This window comes from Marisediminicola antarctica, assembly GCF_009930795.1.
Classification (GTDB): Bacteria; Actinomycetota; Actinomycetes; order Actinomycetales; family Microbacteriaceae; genus Marisediminicola; species Marisediminicola antarctica.
In genome coordinates, this window is sequence record NZ_CP017146.1 from 799123 (window position 1) to 815682 (window position 16560).

16 protein-coding genes are annotated in these 16560 nt (G+C 69.4%); all 16 read left to right on the forward strand.

Annotation, left to right across the window (positions count from 1 at the left end):
- Positions 1 to 35: 35 nt before the first annotated feature.
- The 16 genes from tilS (at position 36) to BHD05_RS03855 (ending at position 16461) form a co-directional block, all read left to right on the forward strand.
- A complete protein-coding gene (gene tilS, locus BHD05_RS03785) occupies positions 36 to 1094 on the forward strand; it encodes a tRNA lysidine(34) synthetase TilS (protein WP_161885249.1) in 1059 nt (352 codons plus the stop codon).
- 19 nt (positions 1095 to 1113) lie between these two features.
- Positions 1114 to 1668 carry a hypoxanthine phosphoribosyltransferase gene (hpt, locus tag BHD05_RS03790; RefSeq protein ID WP_161885250.1) on the forward strand — a complete coding sequence of 185 codons (555 nt, stop codon included), beginning with the start codon at positions 1114 to 1116 and terminating at the stop codon, positions 1666 to 1668.
- Between the two features lie 121 nt (positions 1669 to 1789).
- Complete coding sequence (gene ftsH, locus BHD05_RS03795) at positions 1790 to 3787, forward strand: ATP-dependent zinc metalloprotease FtsH (RefSeq protein ID WP_161885251.1); 1998 nt, start codon at positions 1790 to 1792, stop codon at positions 3785 to 3787.
- 4 nt (positions 3788 to 3791) lie between these two features.
- Positions 3792 to 4367, forward strand: coding sequence for a GTP cyclohydrolase I FolE (gene folE / locus BHD05_RS03800; protein ID WP_161885252.1), 576 nt, complete (start codon positions 3792 to 3794; stop codon positions 4365 to 4367).
- Positions 4360 to 5277, forward strand: coding sequence for a dihydropteroate synthase (folP, locus tag BHD05_RS03805; RefSeq protein ID WP_236966633.1), 918 nt, complete (start codon positions 4360 to 4362; stop codon positions 5275 to 5277). The genes folE and folP overlap by 8 nt, the downstream gene beginning before the upstream one ends.
- On the forward strand, positions 5274 to 5870 hold the full coding sequence (gene folB / locus BHD05_RS15850) for a dihydroneopterin aldolase (protein WP_236966634.1): 597 nt from the start codon (positions 5274 to 5276) through the stop codon (positions 5868 to 5870). The genes folP and folB overlap by 4 nt, the downstream gene beginning before the upstream one ends.
- Positions 5867 to 6424 carry a 2-amino-4-hydroxy-6-hydroxymethyldihydropteridine diphosphokinase gene (gene folK, locus BHD05_RS03815; protein WP_236966635.1) on the forward strand — a complete coding sequence of 186 codons (558 nt, stop codon included), beginning with the start codon at positions 5867 to 5869 and terminating at the stop codon, positions 6422 to 6424. Before folB ends, folK begins: the two co-directional genes overlap by 4 nt.
- Positions 6421 to 6909 carry a DUF3180 family protein gene (locus BHD05_RS03820; protein ID WP_161885253.1) on the forward strand — a complete coding sequence of 163 codons (489 nt, stop codon included), beginning with the start codon at positions 6421 to 6423 and terminating at the stop codon, positions 6907 to 6909. Before folK ends, BHD05_RS03820 begins: the two co-directional genes overlap by 4 nt.
- Positions 6910 to 6944: 35 nt before the next feature.
- Positions 6945 to 7427: a PH domain-containing protein gene (locus BHD05_RS03825; RefSeq protein WP_161885254.1), complete on the forward strand. Its 483-nt coding sequence runs from the start codon at positions 6945 to 6947 to the stop codon at positions 7425 to 7427.
- Positions 7424 to 9193 (forward strand): PH domain-containing protein, encoded by a 1770-nt coding sequence (locus BHD05_RS03830; RefSeq protein ID WP_161885255.1) that lies wholly within the window; start codon positions 7424 to 7426, stop codon positions 9191 to 9193. Before BHD05_RS03825 ends, BHD05_RS03830 begins: the two co-directional genes overlap by 4 nt.
- Positions 9190 to 9885: a Rossmann-like and DUF2520 domain-containing protein gene (locus BHD05_RS03835; RefSeq protein WP_161885256.1), complete on the forward strand. Its 696-nt coding sequence runs from the start codon at positions 9190 to 9192 to the stop codon at positions 9883 to 9885. The genes BHD05_RS03830 and BHD05_RS03835 overlap by 4 nt, the downstream gene beginning before the upstream one ends.
- 131 nt (positions 9886 to 10016) lie before the next feature.
- Positions 10017 to 10886: a pantoate--beta-alanine ligase gene (gene panC / locus BHD05_RS03840; RefSeq protein WP_161885257.1), complete on the forward strand. Its 870-nt coding sequence runs from the start codon at positions 10017 to 10019 to the stop codon at positions 10884 to 10886.
- Positions 10887 to 11668: 782 nt separating this feature from the next.
- The gene (gene lysS, locus BHD05_RS03845) at positions 11669 to 13195 is read left to right on the forward strand and encodes a lysine--tRNA ligase (RefSeq protein WP_161885258.1); all 1527 of its coding nucleotides are present in this window, start codon (positions 11669 to 11671) and stop codon (positions 13193 to 13195) included.
- A gap of 211 nt (positions 13196 to 13406) precedes the next feature.
- The gene (locus BHD05_RS16015) at positions 13407 to 13541 is read left to right on the forward strand and encodes a hypothetical protein (protein ID WP_257792099.1); all 135 of its coding nucleotides are present in this window, start codon (positions 13407 to 13409) and stop codon (positions 13539 to 13541) included.
- A gap of 80 nt (positions 13542 to 13621) precedes the next feature.
- Positions 13622 to 13819, forward strand: coding sequence for a hypothetical protein (locus tag BHD05_RS03850; RefSeq protein WP_236966636.1), 198 nt, complete (start codon positions 13622 to 13624; stop codon positions 13817 to 13819).
- A gap of 155 nt (positions 13820 to 13974) precedes the next feature.
- Positions 13975 to 16461 (forward strand): ATP-dependent Clp protease ATP-binding subunit, encoded by a 2487-nt coding sequence (locus BHD05_RS03855; RefSeq protein ID WP_161885260.1) that lies wholly within the window; start codon positions 13975 to 13977, stop codon positions 16459 to 16461.
- Positions 16462 to 16560 lie beyond the last annotated feature (99 nt).

The following is a 16560-nucleotide window of genomic DNA, read 5'->3' on the forward strand; positions in this document are numbered from 1 at the left end:
AACCGACCGGCGGCGCGCTGCAATAACGTTACTGGATGACCATGCGCCGCCGTCTGACCCCCGCGATCGCCGATGTGCGCCGCGCGGTGCGGACGGCGCTCACGGGCGCGTCACCCACAGCGGACGAGCCCACAGCGGACGAGCCCGCCTCCGACGAGCCCACCGCGGTGCACCGTCCCCTCGTCCTCGTCGCCCTCAGCGGTGGGCCCGACTCGCTCGCCCTTGCCGCGGCGACCGCGTTTGAGGCGCCCCGGCTCGGGCTGCGGGCCGGCGCCGTGATCGTCGACCACCGGCTGCAGCCCGGATCCGCGGATGCCGCAGCGGAGGCCGCCCGGGCCGCCGCCGCCCTGGGGCTCGACCCGGTTCTCGTGCGCGAGGTCACTGTCGATGGCGCCGGGGGGCCGGAGGCCGCCGCGCGCGAGGCCCGCTACGCCGCACTCGATGCCGCGCTCGCCGACACCGGAGCCACCCGCCTCCTGCTCGGCCACACCCTCGACGACCAGGCCGAGACCGTTCTTCTCGGCCTGGCGCGCGGCAGCGGCGCCTCGAGCCTGTGGGGCATGGCCCGCGAATCCGGCACCTACCTGCGCCCGCTGCTGGGCATCCGCCGCTCGATCACGGAGCAGGCCTGCGCGGATGCCGCGCTCGAGCCCTGGCACGACCCGCAGAACACCAATTCCCTGTACACCCGGGTGCGCGTGCGCCAGCGGGTGCTCCCCACCCTCGAGCACGAACTCGGGCCGGGCGTCGCGGAGGCCCTCGCGCGCACAGCCGAGCAGCTGCGGGAGGATGCCGAGGCGCTCGACCACTTCGCATCCGAGATCATCGAAGAACTCGCCGAAAGCGCCGAAGCCGGCATCTCGTTGCCCGTCGCCGCGCTCGCGGCGAATCCGCCCGCACTCCGCCAGCGCCTCATCCGCCTGGCTGTTCGGGCCGAATTCCACGTCTCGCTCGGCCGCGCGCACACGCTCGAGGTCGCGCGCCTCGTTACCGATTGGAACGGGCAGGGTCCACTGGACCTGCCCGGCGTTAGGGTGGAACGGCGACACGGCCTGATCGTCTTCAGCGCTGCCGCCATCCACCCAAACGGCTGACACGACCCACCGGAGCACCATGCAACTCACCGACATTGCCGACGACCTCGACTCGACGCTCTACACCGAGAAGCAGATCCACGACAAGATCGCCGAGCTCGCCGCGCGCATCGACGCGGACTACGCGGGGGAGACCCTCCTGCTCGTCGGCGTGCTCAAGGGCGCCGTGATGGTGATGGCCGACCTCGCACGGGCCCTCACCCTGCCGATCGAGATGGACTGGATGGCGGTGTCGTCGTACGGCTCCGGCACGCAGTCGTCGGGCGTCGTGCGGATTCTCAAAGACCTCGACACCGACCTCACCGGGCGCAAAGTGCTCATCGTCGAGGACATCATCGACTCTGGGCTCACCCTCTCCTGGCTGCGCGCCAACCTCGAGAGCCGCGGCGCGGCATCCGTCGAGATCTGCGCCCTGCTGCGCAAGCCCAAGGCGGCCAAGGTCGACGTCGACGTGCGCTACGCGGGCTTCGAGATCGCCAACGAGTTCGTGATCGGCTACGGGCTCGACTATGGGGAGAAGTACCGCAACCTCCGCGGAATCGGCGTGCTCGCGCCCCACGTCTACGGCGACTGACGCCCAGACCCGGTCATTACGCCGCCAGCAAACACGCGGGAGGCATCCAGCCCGGCGGCGGTAACCTGACAGACACCACTACCACCTTGAAGAAAGGCGCCGGGCCGACACCCGGGACACTATGGATTTCAAGAAGTTCCTGCGCGGCCCGCTCGTCTACATCCTGCTGGCGGTCGTCGTCGTCTCGATCGGGTTCAGCCTGCTCACCGGGTCCGGCTTCAAGGAGATCACGACCCAGGAGGGCCTCGAGCTCCTCAAGGACAACAAGGTCGCGACCGCAACCGTGATCGACGGCGAGCAGCGGGTCGACCTCGTGCTCAAGAACTCTGGCGACGACGGCGAGAACGTTCAGTTCAAGTACGCGACCCCCCGCGGCGAAGAGGTCATCACCGCCATCAACGGGTCGAACGTGACGACGTTCGACGACGAGGTCACCACCACCAACTTCTTCACCTCGCTGCTCGGGCTGATCATCCCGTTCCTCATCATCGGCCTCATCTTCTGGTTCCTGCTCAGCCGCATGCAGGGCGGCGGCAACAAGGTTATGCAGTTCGGCAAGTCGAAGGCCAAGCTCGTCTCCAAGGAGACCCCGCAGGTCACCTTCGACGACGTCGCCGGGGCCGACGAGGCCATCGAGGAGCTCCGCGAGATCAAGGACTTCCTCAAGGAGCCAGCGAAGTTCCAGGCCGTCGGTGCGCGCATCCCCAAGGGAGTGCTGCTCTACGGCCCTCCCGGGACAGGCAAGACCCTGCTCGCCCGCGCCGTCGCCGGCGAGGCGAACGTGCCGTTCTACTCGATCTCGGGATCGGACTTCGTGGAGATGTTCGTCGGCGTCGGAGCCAGCCGCGTGCGGGACCTGTTCACCCAGGCCAAGGAGAACTCACCCGCGATCATCTTCGTCGACGAGATCGACGCCGTCGGTCGGCACCGCGGCTCCGGCATGGGTGGCGGCCACGACGAGCGCGAGCAGACCCTCAACCAGCTGCTCGTCGAGATGGACGGATTCGACGTCAAGACCAACGTGATCCTCATCGCGGCGACCAACCGCCCCGACATCCTCGACCCCGCCCTGCTGCGCCCCGGACGCTTCGACCGCCAGATCGGCGTCGATGCCCCCGACATGATCGGCCGCAAGAAGATCCTCGAGGTGCACGCCGCGGGCAAGCCGATGGCCGCCGGCGTCGACCTCGAGGTACTCGCCAGGAAGACCCCCGGATTCACGGGCGCCGACCTCGCCAGCGTGCTCAACGAGGCCGCGCTGCTGACGGCCCGCTCGAACGCCCAGCTCATCGACAACCGTGCCCTGGATGAGGCCGTCGACCGCGTCATGGCCGGCCCGCAGCGCCGCACGCGCGTCATGCGCGACCAGGAGAAGCTCATCACCGCGTACCACGAGGGCGGGCACGCGCTCGTGGCGACCGCGATGAACAACACCGACCCGGTCACCAAGATCACGATCCTGCCCCGCGGCCGCGCCCTCGGCTACACGATGGTCATGCCCGTCGAGGACCGCTACTCGGTGAGCCGCAATGAGCTGCTCGACCAGCTCGCCTACGCGATGGGCGGCCGCGTCGCCGAGGAGATCGTCTTCCACGACCCGACCACGGGCGCGTCGAACGACATCGAGAAGGCCACCGCGACCGCGCGCAAGATGGTCACCGAGTTCGGCATGAGCGCGAGCATCGGCTCGGTCAAGCTCGGTTCGAACCACAACGAGATGTTCGGTCGCGAGATGAGCGGAACGCGCGACTACTCCGAGCGGCTCTCCGAGCAGGTTGATGCCGAGGTGCGCACCCTCATCGAGAACGCGCACGACGAGGCGTGGAGCGTGCTCAATGACAACCGTGACATCCTCGACGCGCTCGCCCAGGAGCTGCTCGAGCGGGAGACGCTCGACCAGACCCAGCTGAAGGAGATCTTCGCGGCGGTCAAGAAGCTCCCGCCGCGCCCGCAGTGGCTCTCGAGCACGAAGCGGCCAGTGTCGGACCGTCCGCCGATCCTGATGCCCGAGAAAGCACCGATCGACGCAGGCGCGACCGAGGGCGCTATCGATTCGGCGCCCCAACCGGCGGCGAAGCGAGCCCCGCGCCGTCCGGCGCCCGGCGTCGCCCCGGCCTAGCCCCGTGGCCGGCATCGACACCGATCGCATCGCCAACGCTGTCGCCGAGATCCTCGCCGCGATCGGCGAGGATCCGACGCGCCCCGGGCTCGTCGATACCCCGCGCCGGGTCGCGCTGGCGCACGCCGAGTACTTCTCCGGCCTCGGCCGTGATCCGCTCGAGCACCTCGTCGACACGCTCCCGGTGGACTCCGCGACGGGCGACCTGGTACTGCTGCGCGACATCGAGGTGCGCTCGATGTGCGAGCACCACCTCCTCCCGTTCACCGGTGTGGCCCATATCGCCTACGCTCCGCGCGAGAGAATCATCGGACTCGGCCGTCTGCCCCTCGTGGTCGATACGCTGGCCTCGCGCCCCCAGCTCCAGGAGCGATTGACCGAGGAGATTGCGGATGCTGTTCAAGCGGGCCTTGATCCCCGTGGGGTGCTCGTCGTCGTCGACGCGGCCCACCAGTGTGTTTCGGCGCGCGGTGTGCGCCAAACGCGGAGTTCGACGGTGACGATGGCAGCCCGCGGCACGCTCGCGGATCCCACCGGGCGGGCCGAAATCATTACGATGATCGGAGCGCCCCGTGTCTAACCATCCCGCCACACCCGTCCAGTCCGCCACACCCGTCCAGTCCGCCACACCTGTTGTCGCGGCACCCACGCGGTCCCGGCGCGCGAAGCCAGCCGGATCTCTCCCGACCGGCCCGGTGCGACCGCTCATCCTGGGCATCCTCAACGTCACCCCCGACTCGTTCAGCGACGGCGGGGCTCACGACTCCGTTGCCGCAGCCGTGGAGTATGCAGTCCACATGCGAGAGTGCGGCGCCGACCTCATCGACGTCGGCGGCGAGTCGACCAGGCCCGGGTCCGAACGTCTCCCGGTCGAGGAGGAGCAGCGCCGGGTGCTGCCCGTGCTCGACGAGCTCGCCAAGCGGCGCATACCGGTCAGCATCGACACGATGAACGCGAGCACCGCCGCGGCGGCCGCCGAGCGGGGCGCCGCGATCATCAACGACGTGTCCGGCGGCACCGCCGACGCCGACATGGCCAGGGTCGCGGCCGAGACGGGGCTCATGTTCATCGCGATGCACTCGCGCGGGCCGAGCGGGACGCGCACCACCTACCGGGACGTCGTCGACGAGGTGCGCCTCGAACTCGAGTACCGCGTCGCCGCGCTGATCATGCAGGGGGTGCACCCCGGGCAGATCATCGTCGACCCCGGAATCGGCTTCGCGAAGGACTCCGCGCAGAGCTGGGAGCTGCTCGGCGGACTCCGCGAGCTGCGCGCCCTCGGCCATCCCCTTCTCGTCGGCGCCTCCCGCAAGCGATTCCTCGGCGAGCTGCTGCCCACGGGGGCCAAGCCCCGCAAGCGGGACGCGGCGACCGCCGTGATCAGTGCGCTGTCGGCCGAGGCGGGCGCCTGGGGCGTTCGCGTGCACGACGTGCCCGCGACCAAGGCGGCCCTCGACGTGTGGAGCGCCATGAACGGAGCAGTGCGGTGACCACGAGCCAGGACGAGTCCCCGACGACCCCGACGTCCCCGACGACCCCGACGTCCCCGGCGCCCCCGACGTCCCCGGCGCCCCCGGCGCCCCCGACGACGCCAAAGCTCACCGGTCCGGAGCCGACCGGGCCGACCGGGGTGCCTGAGCACCAGCATCCGGCACCGAAGATCACCGGGCCCGAGCCCACCGGCGAGGAGGCCGAGCCGGAGCCCGCGTCCGGGTCGCTGCCGCTCGACTCGATCACGCTCACCGGGTTGCGCGCGACCGCACACCACGGGGTCTTCGAGCACGAGCGCGCCGAGGGCCAGGAGTTCGTCATCGACGTCACCGTCTGGCTCGACTTTGCGGCGGCAGCGGCGAGCGACGCGCTCGAGCGAACGATCCACTACGGCGTGCTCGCCGAGGAGGTCGTCGCCGCGGTGGAGCGCGACCCGGTCGACCTCATCGAGACAGTCGCCGAGCGCATCGCCGCCGTCGTGCTCGAACACCGGCCGGCCCGCCGCGTGCGGGTGACTCTGCACAAGCCGTCGGCACCGATCACGGTGCCGTTCGCCGACGTCGCCGTAACCATCACACGGGCGCGCCCGTGATCCGCGAGCAGCGGATGAGGGTCGAGCTTCCGGCTGTCATCGCCCTCGGCAGCAACCTCGGAGACCGCGAGCAGGCTCTGCGGGATGCGGTGCGCGCGATCGACGAGCTGCCCGGCGTTGTCGTCAGCGCGGCGTCGGAGATCGTGGAGTCGCCCGCGCTCAAGCCGGACGGCGTCGACGAAAGCGCCCCGAGCTACCTCAACGCGGTCATCGCCGTGCGCAGTGCGATCGGTCCGCAGCAGCTCCTCGACTGCCTCAACGAGATCGAGCAGCGGCTCGGCCGGGTGCGCACCGAGCGCTGGGGCGATCGAACACTCGACCTCGACATCATCACTGCGGCCGGGCCGCACGAGAACAACGACCGGCTCACCCTGCCGCATCCGCGGGCCTGGCAGCGCGGATTCGTGCTCGTGCCGTGGGCGCAGATGAACCCCGGAGCTCAGTTGCCTGGCCACGGCCCGGTGGCCGACCTCGCCGCCGCGACGACCGACGTCGTGCTGCCCTACCCCGCGGCGCCCCTTATGGCGACGGTGCGGTCCGGACGGCCATCGTGAAGCGCACCAAGGCGTCGACGCTCCTGCTGCTCGTCGCGATCGGCGCTTTCGGAGCCGGACTCGTGCAGGCGGTGCTCGCCTCCGTGGGCCGACCCATCATCATCCCGCCGTTCACGCTGCCCGCCGCACTCGCCGCCATCGGCGTCATCGTCGTGATGATGGCCGTGCCGATCAGCCGCATGGTGCGGGGCACCTCGAGCGCGCGCGGCCCCGTCGACCCGTTCTACGCGACCCGGGTGGTGATGCTCGCCAAGGCATCCGCTCTCGGCGGCGGGCTGCTCACCGGAGGCGGAATCGGGCTCCTTGTCTACCTGCTGAGCCGATCGGTCGCACCGGGGGTAGGCTCGCTGGGATTGACGATCGCCGCCCTCGTCGGCGCTGGGGTGCTGCTGGCCGGCGGCCTCATCGCAGAATTCATGTGCCGCATCCCTCCCGACAACGACAACGATGATGACAAGCCCCTCCGCGCGAGCCCAGGGGCGTGACCGAGCAGAGCCCCAGTAAGGACACCGTGAGCACCGTGACCAATCGAGTCGACCTGCCCGGGATCACCTGGCGGCGTGTATCGGGCAAGTATGTCGTCGCCGAGCTGCTCGGACTTGTCGCCACCGCGGTCGTGCTCGCTGGCGCGACCACCCCCCTCTACCTCATCGGCTGGGACGGCGCCCCGTGGGCGACGCTCGCCGCGGTCGGGTTCGTGCTGCTCTTCGCGGCGTTCACCCCGCGCCGTGTGCGCGCCATCGGGTACCAGCTGCGCGACGACGACCTCGTGTTCCGCCGCGGGGTGCTGCAGCAACGGTTCGTCGCTGTGCCCTACGGGCGCATGCAGCTCATCGACATCAACCGCGGACCGCTGTCCCGCGTGCTCGGGCTGAGCGAGCTGCGGTTCGTCACCGCCGCCGCCTCGACCGGGGTGACCATTCCCGGGCTGCCCGCCGCCGACGCCGAGGCACTGCGCGACGCTCTCGTCGAGCTCGCCGAGAGCAGGCGGGCGGGGCTGTGACCGACGAAGGCGAGCGCCCGGCACACGGCCGTCGCGCGGCCGGTGTCCCCCTCGATCGCGGCGAGCCCGTCACCGAGCTTGCCGCGTCGCTGAGCGACGGTGAGTGGCACCATCTGCATCCCGCCTCCCCGCTTCTCAAGGGCGGCATCGTGCTCATCGCCGTGATTGGCATCGTGATCTCGAACCTGCGTGAACGCTTTTTCGAGAACTTCGTGCCCGGCGCGAACTTCCGCGGCGACGACCCGATCGAGCTCCTCTTCCAAGAGGGCGTCTTCGGCTGGGCGCTCCTCGCGCTGCTCGGGGTGCTGTCGGTGCTCGTCCTCGGCTTCTACATCTCGTGGCGCATGCACACCTTCCGGATCACCGACGAGGTTGTCGAGGTGCGCTCCGGCGTGCTGTTCCGCACCAACCGCAAGGCGAGACTCGACCGCATCCAGGGCATCAACATCGTGCGGCCGTTCTTCGCGCGGCTGTTCGGTGCCGCGCGGCTCGAGGTCAACCAGGCCGGACAGGACGCCAACGTGCGCCTGGACTACCTCGGCTCTGCCGCGGCGGACGACTTGCGCCGCGAGATCCTGAGGCTCGCGTCGGGCACGCGCGCGGCATCCGTCGCCCGCGCGAATGGCGTCGGCCCGGGTGTCGGGGCCGGCCCGTCCCTCGCGGCCGGCCCGTCCCTCGGCGCCGCCGCGTCGATCGTCGAGCAGCGGATGCACGAGTTCCTCGCCCCCGAACTGGACCCCGACGCAGCCGAGCCGGAGTCAGTCGTCAAGCTCGGCACCGGGCGACTCATCGGATCGATCCTGCTGAGCGGCGCATCCGTCTTCCTTGTCGTGGCGATCGTCGCGGTCATCGTCGCCTCGGTCTTCGCCCCCGAGTCACTTTTCGTCTTCTTCGGCCTCGTTCCGGCGGTACTCGGCGTCGCGGGGTTCTACGTGCAAAGGTTCATGAAGTCGCTGCGCTACTCGATCGCGGGCACCCCCGACGGCGTTCGAGTCGGCTTCGGGCTGCTCACAACGAGCAACGAGACGCTGCCGCCCGGCCGCATCCACTCGGTCAAGGTGAGTCAGCCGCTGCTCTGGCGCGGCCCCGGCTGGTGGGAGGTCAAAGTCAATAGGGCCAGCCAGTCCTCCACAAATGGGGCGGCCGGACAGCAGAACACGACGATCCTGCCGGTCGGCAACCTCGCCGACGTGGCCCGCGTGCTCGCCCTCGTGCTGCCCGACCTGCTCGACGAGGGGCTCGCCCTGACCGGGCTGACTGGACCGGGTGCGCCGGACGACGGTTTCACGAACTCGCCGGGCCGCGCCCAGGGGCTCCGCTGGTTCTCCTGGCGGCGCAACGGGTTCGCTGTCACACCGACCGCGGTGTTGCTGCGCAAGGGAGCAATCTGGCGTGAACTCGTGCTTGTGCCGCACCCGCGGCTGCAGAGCGTGTCGGTGCAGCAGGGCCCGCTGCTGCGGATGCTGCGGCTCGCCGCGGTGCGCCTGCACACGGTCACCGGCCCGATCAGCGCCGAGCTGGGTGCCGTCGACAGGGACGCCGCCGTGGAGCTGTTCACGCTGACGGCCGAGTCCGCCGTACGCGCCTCGGGCAGCGACACCTCGCACCGGTGGCGTTCTGCGGAGGGTGTTGACTACCGCGACGGGGTGGATGCGGGACCGGTTGACCGCCCGTCGGTAATAGATGCTGCAGGTTGGGCCGCTCCGGATGCCGGGACTGCTGCGCCTGCCCCCGATGCGGGGTCGCACGACAGGCCGCTCTTATGACCCCCGCCCCGCACCAGCGGTCAGGACGCCTCGGCGTCGGCATCGTCGGCTCCGGTCACGTCGGCCCCATCCTCGGTGCGGCCCTCGCGGGTGCAGGCCACGCGATCGTCGGCATCTCGGCGATTTCCGCCGCGAGCCTCGAACGCGCCGATGCGATCCTGCCTGGCGTGCCGATTCTGCCGGTGCCGGAGGTTGTCGAGCGTAGCGAGCTCGTGATCCTCGCCGTGCCCGAGTCGGAGCTCGAGGCACTCGTCGCCGGACTCGCCGCGACGAAGGCCTGGCAGCCCGGGCAGCTCGTCATGCACACTGTCGCGCGGTTCGGCACGGGCGTGCTCGCTCCGGCGGTGGCGCTCGGCGCGATTCCGCTCGCGATCCACCCGGCAATGGCGTTCACGGGCACCTCGGTCGATCTGGCGCGGCTCGTGGAGAGCCACTTCGCGGTGACCGCGGCGGCCCCGGTGCAGCCGATCGGTCAGGCGCTGGTGGTGGAGATGGGTGGCGAGCCGGTGATCGTCGCCGAGGCGGACCGCCCCGCGTACGCGGAGGCGATTGCGACCGCGACGAGTTTCTCGGCGGCGATCGTTGAGCAGGCCACCGGCATCCTGTCCGAGATCGGCATCGAAGCGCCCGGACGCCTGCTCGCCCCGCTCGTGCGCACCTCCGTCGAGAACGCGCTGCGCCGCGCGCCGTAGCCGGTGCGGGTGGCGCCGCGGCTCGGCTCGGTTGCCGGCTGGGCTCGGTGCAGCTCGGTGCAGCTCGGCTCGGCTGGGCCCGGCGGCCCGCTGCTGCCGGCTGCTGGCTACCGAGCGAGTAGCATCTAGTCGTGCCCGTCGTCGTCGAAACCATTGCGGGACTGCGCTCCCAGCTCCGCCAGGCCAAGGCCCACGCCGCCGCCGAGGGTCCCACCCGGCCGCGGGTCGCCCTCGTTCCGACCATGGGTGCACTGCACGAGGGGCACATGGCCCTCGTCGAACGTGCCCAGGAGCGCGCCGAAATCGTGGTGGTGTCGATTTTCGTCAATCCGCTCCAGTTCGGTGCGAGCGAAGACCTCGATCTCTACCCGCGCACGGTCGAGTCCGACGTCGAGCGGCTGCGTACCCACGGCGTGCAGATCGTGTTCGCGCCGACACTCAGCGAGATGTATCCGGCCGGCGATGTGCCGACCAAAGTGACGGCCGGCGACATCGGCAACCTCTACGAGGGTCGCTCCCGCCGAGGACACTTCGACGGCGTGCTCACCGTTGTCGCCAAGCTGCTCCACGTCGTGGGCCCCGATACCGTGGTGTTCGGCCAGAAGGATGCCCAGCAGGTCTTCCTCGTGAAGCGCATGATCTCCGACCTCAACTTCGACGTTCAGGTGGCCACCGTGCCGACCGTGCGCGAAGACGATGGCCTCGCCCTGTCGAGCCGCAACCGCTTCCTCGACGCGCGCGAGCGCATCGCCGCCCGAGCGCTGTCGCGCGCGCTGGAGGCGGCGGAATCCTCGGCGGATCGGGGGCCGGATGCTGTGCTCGCGGCCGCCCAGTCCGTGCTCGCCGGCGACGACACCGTGCAGCTCGACTACCTGCAGGTCGTCAACCCGGCGACCTTCCTGCCCGCCGACGACAACCACCACGGCCGCGCGATCGTGCTCGTCGCCGCGCGCATCGGCGACACCCGACTCATCGACAACGCGACGATCCAGCTCGGCTGAGCCGCAGCATCCGTCCGCACGCTGGCCAGCGCGCCCGGGCGCCCGCGCGCCCGCCCGCCCGCCCGCCCGCCCGCGAGCCGGCCCGCCCGCCCGCGAGCCGGTCGGCCCGCCCGCGAGCCGGTCGGCGAGCCGGTCGGCGAGCCGGTCGGCGCCGCTCACGCGGGTGCTGTTCACTCGAGCGCATGCGATAACGATCACGCGACTGAATGGCGCCCGCGTGAGGCGGGGATGGCGCGCGGTCAGTCCGCACGGATGGTGACGGCCGCACAGATGGGCGGGCCAGCGGCGAGCCCGCCCGCGGACCGTCCGCCAAGCCGCTGCCCGTCCGCCGCCCTGCCGCGCCAGCCTGCCGCGCCAGCCTGCCGCGCTCGCTTGCCGCGCCGCCCTGCCGCGCCAGCCTGCCGCGCCAGCCTGCCGCGCTCGCTTGCGTGATCGTTATTCACTCGCGCGCATGTGATTACACTCACGCGACTGAACCATGGCCGCGCCAGGAGTGGATGCTGCGCGGACGGCACGCAGCGCGGGCAGCGAGTGCCGCGCGGAGTGAGCCATCGAGCCGAGCGACTTGCCACGCTCCGAACCGGTCGCCCGTACACCCCGAGCGACTTGCCACGCTCCGAACCGGTCACCCGTACGCCCCGAACGAGTTGCCACGCTCCGAACCGGTCGCCCGCACACCCCCGAATCGGCCGCCCCGCCGCGCGACTACCATTAGACGGTTGACACCGCGCCCACCGCGCCACCGCGCCGCCGTGCCGAACCACAACCGTGCAGGAGCCCCCATGACCGACACCATGCCCCAGCCGAGCGAAGCCGAAGCCGCAGCCCAGGCCCTCGCCGAGCTGCAGGAGATCTCAGAGCAGACCGCCGTGCGCCTCGCCAAGCGTGAGCGGCTCATCGCGTCGGGTGGCGAGGCCTACCCGGTCGGCGTGCCGATCACGACGACGATACCGGCGGTACGGGCGAAGTTCCCCGACCTCGAGGCGGATGCTGCGACCGGCGACATCGTCGGCCTGGCCGGCCGCGTTGTGCACTCCCGCAACACCGGCAAGCTCTGTTTCGCGTCGCTGCAGTCCGGCGACGGATCGCGCATCCAGGCGATGGTGAGTCTCGCCGAGGTCGGCCAGGAGAAGCTCGACGGCTGGAAGGACCTCGTCGACCTCGGCGACCATGTCTTTGTCGCGGGCGAGGTCATCTCCAGCCGCCGCGGCGAGCTGTCGATCATGGTCACCGACTGGATGATCGCCGCGAAGGCCATCCGCCCGCTGCCCAACCTGCACACCGACCTCAGTGAGGAGACGCGGGTCCGCAGCCGGTACCTCGACCTCATCGCCCGCGAGGGAGCCCGCACGATGGTGCGCTCGCGCGCCGCCGCGGTCGCCTCGCTGCGCACGACATTCGCGCGACATGACTACGTCGAGGTCGAGACGCCCATGCTGCAGACCATGCATGGGGGAGCATCCGCCCGCCCCTTCGCAACCCACAGCAACGCGTTCGACACCGAGCTGTTTTTGCGCATCGCACCCGAGCTGTTCCTCAAGCGCGCCGTCGTCGGCGGCATCGACCGGGTGTTCGAGATCAACCGCAACTTCCGCAACGAGGGCGCCGACTCGACCCACTCGCCCGAGTTCGCGATGCTCGAGGCATACCAGTCCTACGGTGACTACCACCAGATGGCCACGCTCACCCAGGAGATGGTGCAGAACGCCGCACTCGACGTCGCAGGGTCGCACGTCGCGACGTGGGCCGACGGCACCGAGTATGACCTCGGCGGCGAGTGGGACCGCATTGGCATGTACGACTCGCTCAGCGCCGCCGCCGGCGAGCAGATTACCCCGCAGACCCCGTTCGTCGAGTTGCTCGCGCACGCGGCCCGCCTCGAGATCGAGGTGCCGCACCCGACCCACGGCAAGCTCGTCGAGGAGCTGTGGGAGCACTATGTGAAGCCCGGCCTCGTGCGCCCGACCTTCGTGCTCGACTTCCCCGTCGACACGTCGCCGCTCGTGCGCGACCACCGCACCACCTCTGGCGTGGTCGAGAAGTGGGACCTCTACATCCGCGGCTTCGAGCTTGCGACCGGCTACTCGGAGCTCGTCGACCCTGTCATCCAGCGTGAGCGTTTCGTCGAGCAGGCACAGCTCGCCGCCGGGGGAGACGTCGAGGCGATGCGCCTCGACGAGGAGTTCCTGCGCGCGCTGGAGCACGGGATGCCGCCGACCGGGGGCATGGGCATGGGCATCGACCGGCTGATGATGGCGCTCACTGGCCTCGGCATCCGTGAGACGATCCTGTTCCCGCTCGTCAAGTAGCGACCGCCGCCTACGCCAGCAGCGCGGCGATCTTGCGGAGCTCTGGCAGCTTCATTCCCACCATCGGGTACTTCATCGCGACCATTCCACCCCCGTGTTCGCCTTCCTGACCGGCGGATCACCGTGCGCAAGGCGAGCCGCAGCGATCGCACGGCGGCACGCGCGGCGCCGAAACTCGACCCGACGGAACCCGTCAAGTAGGGTTCGAGCTATGAGCTACCTGCCCCCGGAGAAGAAGGATCCGAACAAGATCACCTCCGCCCGTATCTGGATCTGGGTCATCGTCGGCGGCATCGGCCTCTATCTCGTCGTTTCGGGAGTGCTCGGGGGCCTCGCCGGCGGCTGATGCCCGGCGGCTGATCCCCGGCGCGTGATGCCCGGATGCCGCGGGTGCCGGTTCCCAGCGGGCCCGCGTATCCTGAGACGGTGTTAGAGAACTTCTGGGCCAATGCCGCCTTCTCGGTGACGCCCACTATCCTCGTTGGCCTGATCTTCTGGCTCGTGATGCGCACGATCCTGCGCGCCGACCGCACGGAGCGCAAGATCTACGCCGAGATGGAATCGGCCGAGCGCGCCCGCCGCGGGCTCCCCGCCGACGGCCCCGCGCCGAAGACCGACGCGTAGCGTGCACGCCGCCGCTAGCTGCGCACACACGGTCCGCTCCTGAGCACGCGCCATTAAGCGTCACGCCTAGGGCGAACAGGGGCATGATTTGCCAGTACCCCTCGTTACTCTCTCTATATCGGCACGGAATCCTGCACCGTGCTTAGGGAGCAATCATGTTTGAAAGATTTACCGACCGAGCTCGTCGCGTTGTCGTTTTGGCCCAGGAAGAGGCCAAGATGCTCAACCACAACTACATCGGCACCGAGCACATCCTGCTCGGCCTCATCCACGAGGGTGAAGGCGTCGCCGCGAAGGCACTCGAGTCGCTCGGCATCGCGCTGGATGCCGTGCGCGAGCAGGTCCAGGACATCATCGGCCAGGGCCAGCAGCAGCCGACTGGACACATCCCCTTTACTCCGCGCGCCAAGAAGGTGCTCGAGCTGAGCCTGCGCGAAGCACTTCAGCTCGGACACAACTACATCGGCACTGAGCACATCCTGCTTGGCCTCATCCGCGAGGGCGAGGGCGTTGCAGCCCAAGTCCTCGTGAAGCTGGGCGCCGACCTGAACAAGGTTCGGCAGCAGGTGATTCAGTTGCTTTCCGGATACCAAGGAAAGGAGCAGGTCGCCGTGGGCGGCAACGATTCACAGGCACAGCAGGCTGGCAGCCAGGTTCTCGACCAGTTCGGTCGCAACCTCACTCAAGCCGCGCGCGACGGCAAGCTCGACCCTGTCATCGGACGCGAGAAGGAGATGGAGCGGGTCATGCAGATCCTCTCCCGCCGCTCGAAGAACAACCCCGTGCTGATCGGTGAGCCCGGCGTCGGCAAGACCGCCGTCGTCGAGGGCCTCGCCCAGGCCATCGTGCGCGGCGACGTTCCCGAGACCCTCAAGGACAAGCAGCTCTACACGCTCGACCTCGGCTCGCTCATCGCCGGAAGCCGCTATCGCGGTGACTTCGAGGAGCGCCTCAAGAAGGTCACCAAGGAGATCCGCACCCGCGGCGACATCATCACCTTCATCGACGAGATCCACACCCTCGTCGGCGCGGGTGCCGCAGAGGGCGCGATCGACGCAGCCAGCATCCTGAAGCCGCTGCTCGCCCGCGGTGAGCTGCAGACGATCGGCGCGACGACCCTCGACGAGTACCGCAAGCACTTCGAGAAGGATGCGGCGCTCGAGCGTCGCTTCCAGCCGGTGCAGGTGCACGAGCCGTCCTTGCCGCACACGATCAACATCCTCAAGGGACTGCGCGACAAGTACGAGTCGTTCCACAAGGTGTCGATCACCGACGGCGCGATCGTCGCGGCGGCGAACCTCGCCGACCGTTACGTCGCTGACCGCTTCCTGCCCGACAAGGCCATCGACCTGATCGACGAGGCTGGCGCCCGCCTGCGCCTGTCGATCCTGTCCGCACCGCCGGAGCTGCGCGAGTTCGACGACCGCATCGCGGCCGTGCGCGGTCAGAAGGAAGGCGCGATCGAGGACCAGGACTTCGAGAAGGCCGCAAGCCTGCGCGACGAGGAGAAGAAACTCCTCGGCGAGCGACTGCGCCTCGAGAAGCAGTGGAAGAGCGGAGAGTCCGGCGCGACCGGAACAGTGGACGAAGGCGTCATCGCCGAGGTCCTCGCCGCAGCCACCGGCATCCCCGTCTTCAAGCTCACCGAAGAGGAGACCAGTCGTCTCGTCTTCATGGAGAAGGCCCTGCACCAGCGCGTCATCGGCCAGGAGGAGGCCATCTCGGCACTCTCCAAGACGATCCGCCGCACCCGTGCCGGGCTCAAGGACCCGCGTCGTCCGAGCGGCTCGTTCATCTTCGCTGGCCCCACCGGTGTCGGAAAGACGGAGCTCGCGAAGGCCCTCGCCGAGTTCCTGTTCGACGACGAGAACGCCCTGATCTCGCTCGACATGAGTGAGTACGGCGAGAAGCACACCGTCTCGCGGCTGTTCGGTGCACCTCCCGGGTTCGTCGGCTTCGAGGAGGGCGGCCAGCTCACCGAGAAGGTGCGCCGCAAGCCGTTCTCCGTGGTGCTGTTCGACGAGATCGAGAAGGCGCACCCCGACATCTTCAACTCTCTCCTCCAGATTCTGGAAGAGGGACGTCTGACGGATGGCCAGGGTCGCGTGATCGACTTCAAGAACACCGTGATCATCATGACCACGAACCTTGGCACGAAGGACATCTCGGGAACGCCGATCGGGTTCACCTCGTCGACCGATACCGCCACCGGTTATGACCGGATGCGCGGCAAGGTCATCGAGGAGCTCAAGAAGCACTTCAAGCCCGAGTTCCTGAACCGCGTCGACGAGACCATCGTCTTCCCGCAACTCAGCCCGGAGGAACTGCTCCAGATCGTCGACCTCTTCGTGAAGCGGCTGAGCGATCGGCTGCTCGACCGCGACATGACGGCCGACCTGACCGTCTCCGCCAAGGAGCAGCTCATCAAGGTCGGGTTCGACCCGTCGCTCGGAGCGAGGCCTCTGCGTCGCGCGATCCAGCACGAGGTCGAGGACCGACTGAGCGAGCGCATCCTGCAGGGCGAGCTCAATGCCGGTGACCACGTACACGTGGACTACATCGACGGAGAGTTCGTCTTCACCACCGGACGCCAGCCTGGCCGTGCCTCGCTTGAGGAAGAGATCGCCGCCCTCGAGGCGTAAACCGCAGTAGTCGTCAGGGCCGGGAGCACATCGTTCCCGGCCCTTTCGCGTGCGTGGTGGGCCTTTCACGTGAGCAGTGGGCGCGCCGCTAGGCTCGTG

Excerpts from the sequence above, each read along its gene's own strand:
- tilS (WP_161885249.1), top strand. The coding sequence starts at position 36 with ATGACCATGCGCCGCCGTCTGACCCCCGCGATCGCCGATGTGCGCCGC.
- hpt (WP_161885250.1), top strand. The coding sequence starts at position 1,114 with ATGCAACTCACCGACATTGCCGACGACCTCGACTCGACGCTCTACACC.
- ftsH (WP_161885251.1), top strand. The coding sequence starts at position 1,790 with ATGGATTTCAAGAAGTTCCTGCGCGGCCCGCTCGTCTACATCCTGCTG.
- BHD05_RS03835 (WP_161885256.1), top strand. The coding sequence starts at position 9,190 with ATGACCCCCGCCCCGCACCAGCGGTCAGGACGCCTCGGCGTCGGCATC.
- lysS (WP_161885258.1), top strand. The coding sequence starts at position 11,669 with ATGACCGACACCATGCCCCAGCCGAGCGAAGCCGAAGCCGCAGCCCAG.
- BHD05_RS16015 (WP_257792099.1), top strand. The coding sequence starts at position 13,407 with ATGAGCTACCTGCCCCCGGAGAAGAAGGATCCGAACAAGATCACCTCC.
- BHD05_RS03855 (WP_161885260.1), top strand. The coding sequence starts at position 13,975 with ATGTTTGAAAGATTTACCGACCGAGCTCGTCGCGTTGTCGTTTTGGCC.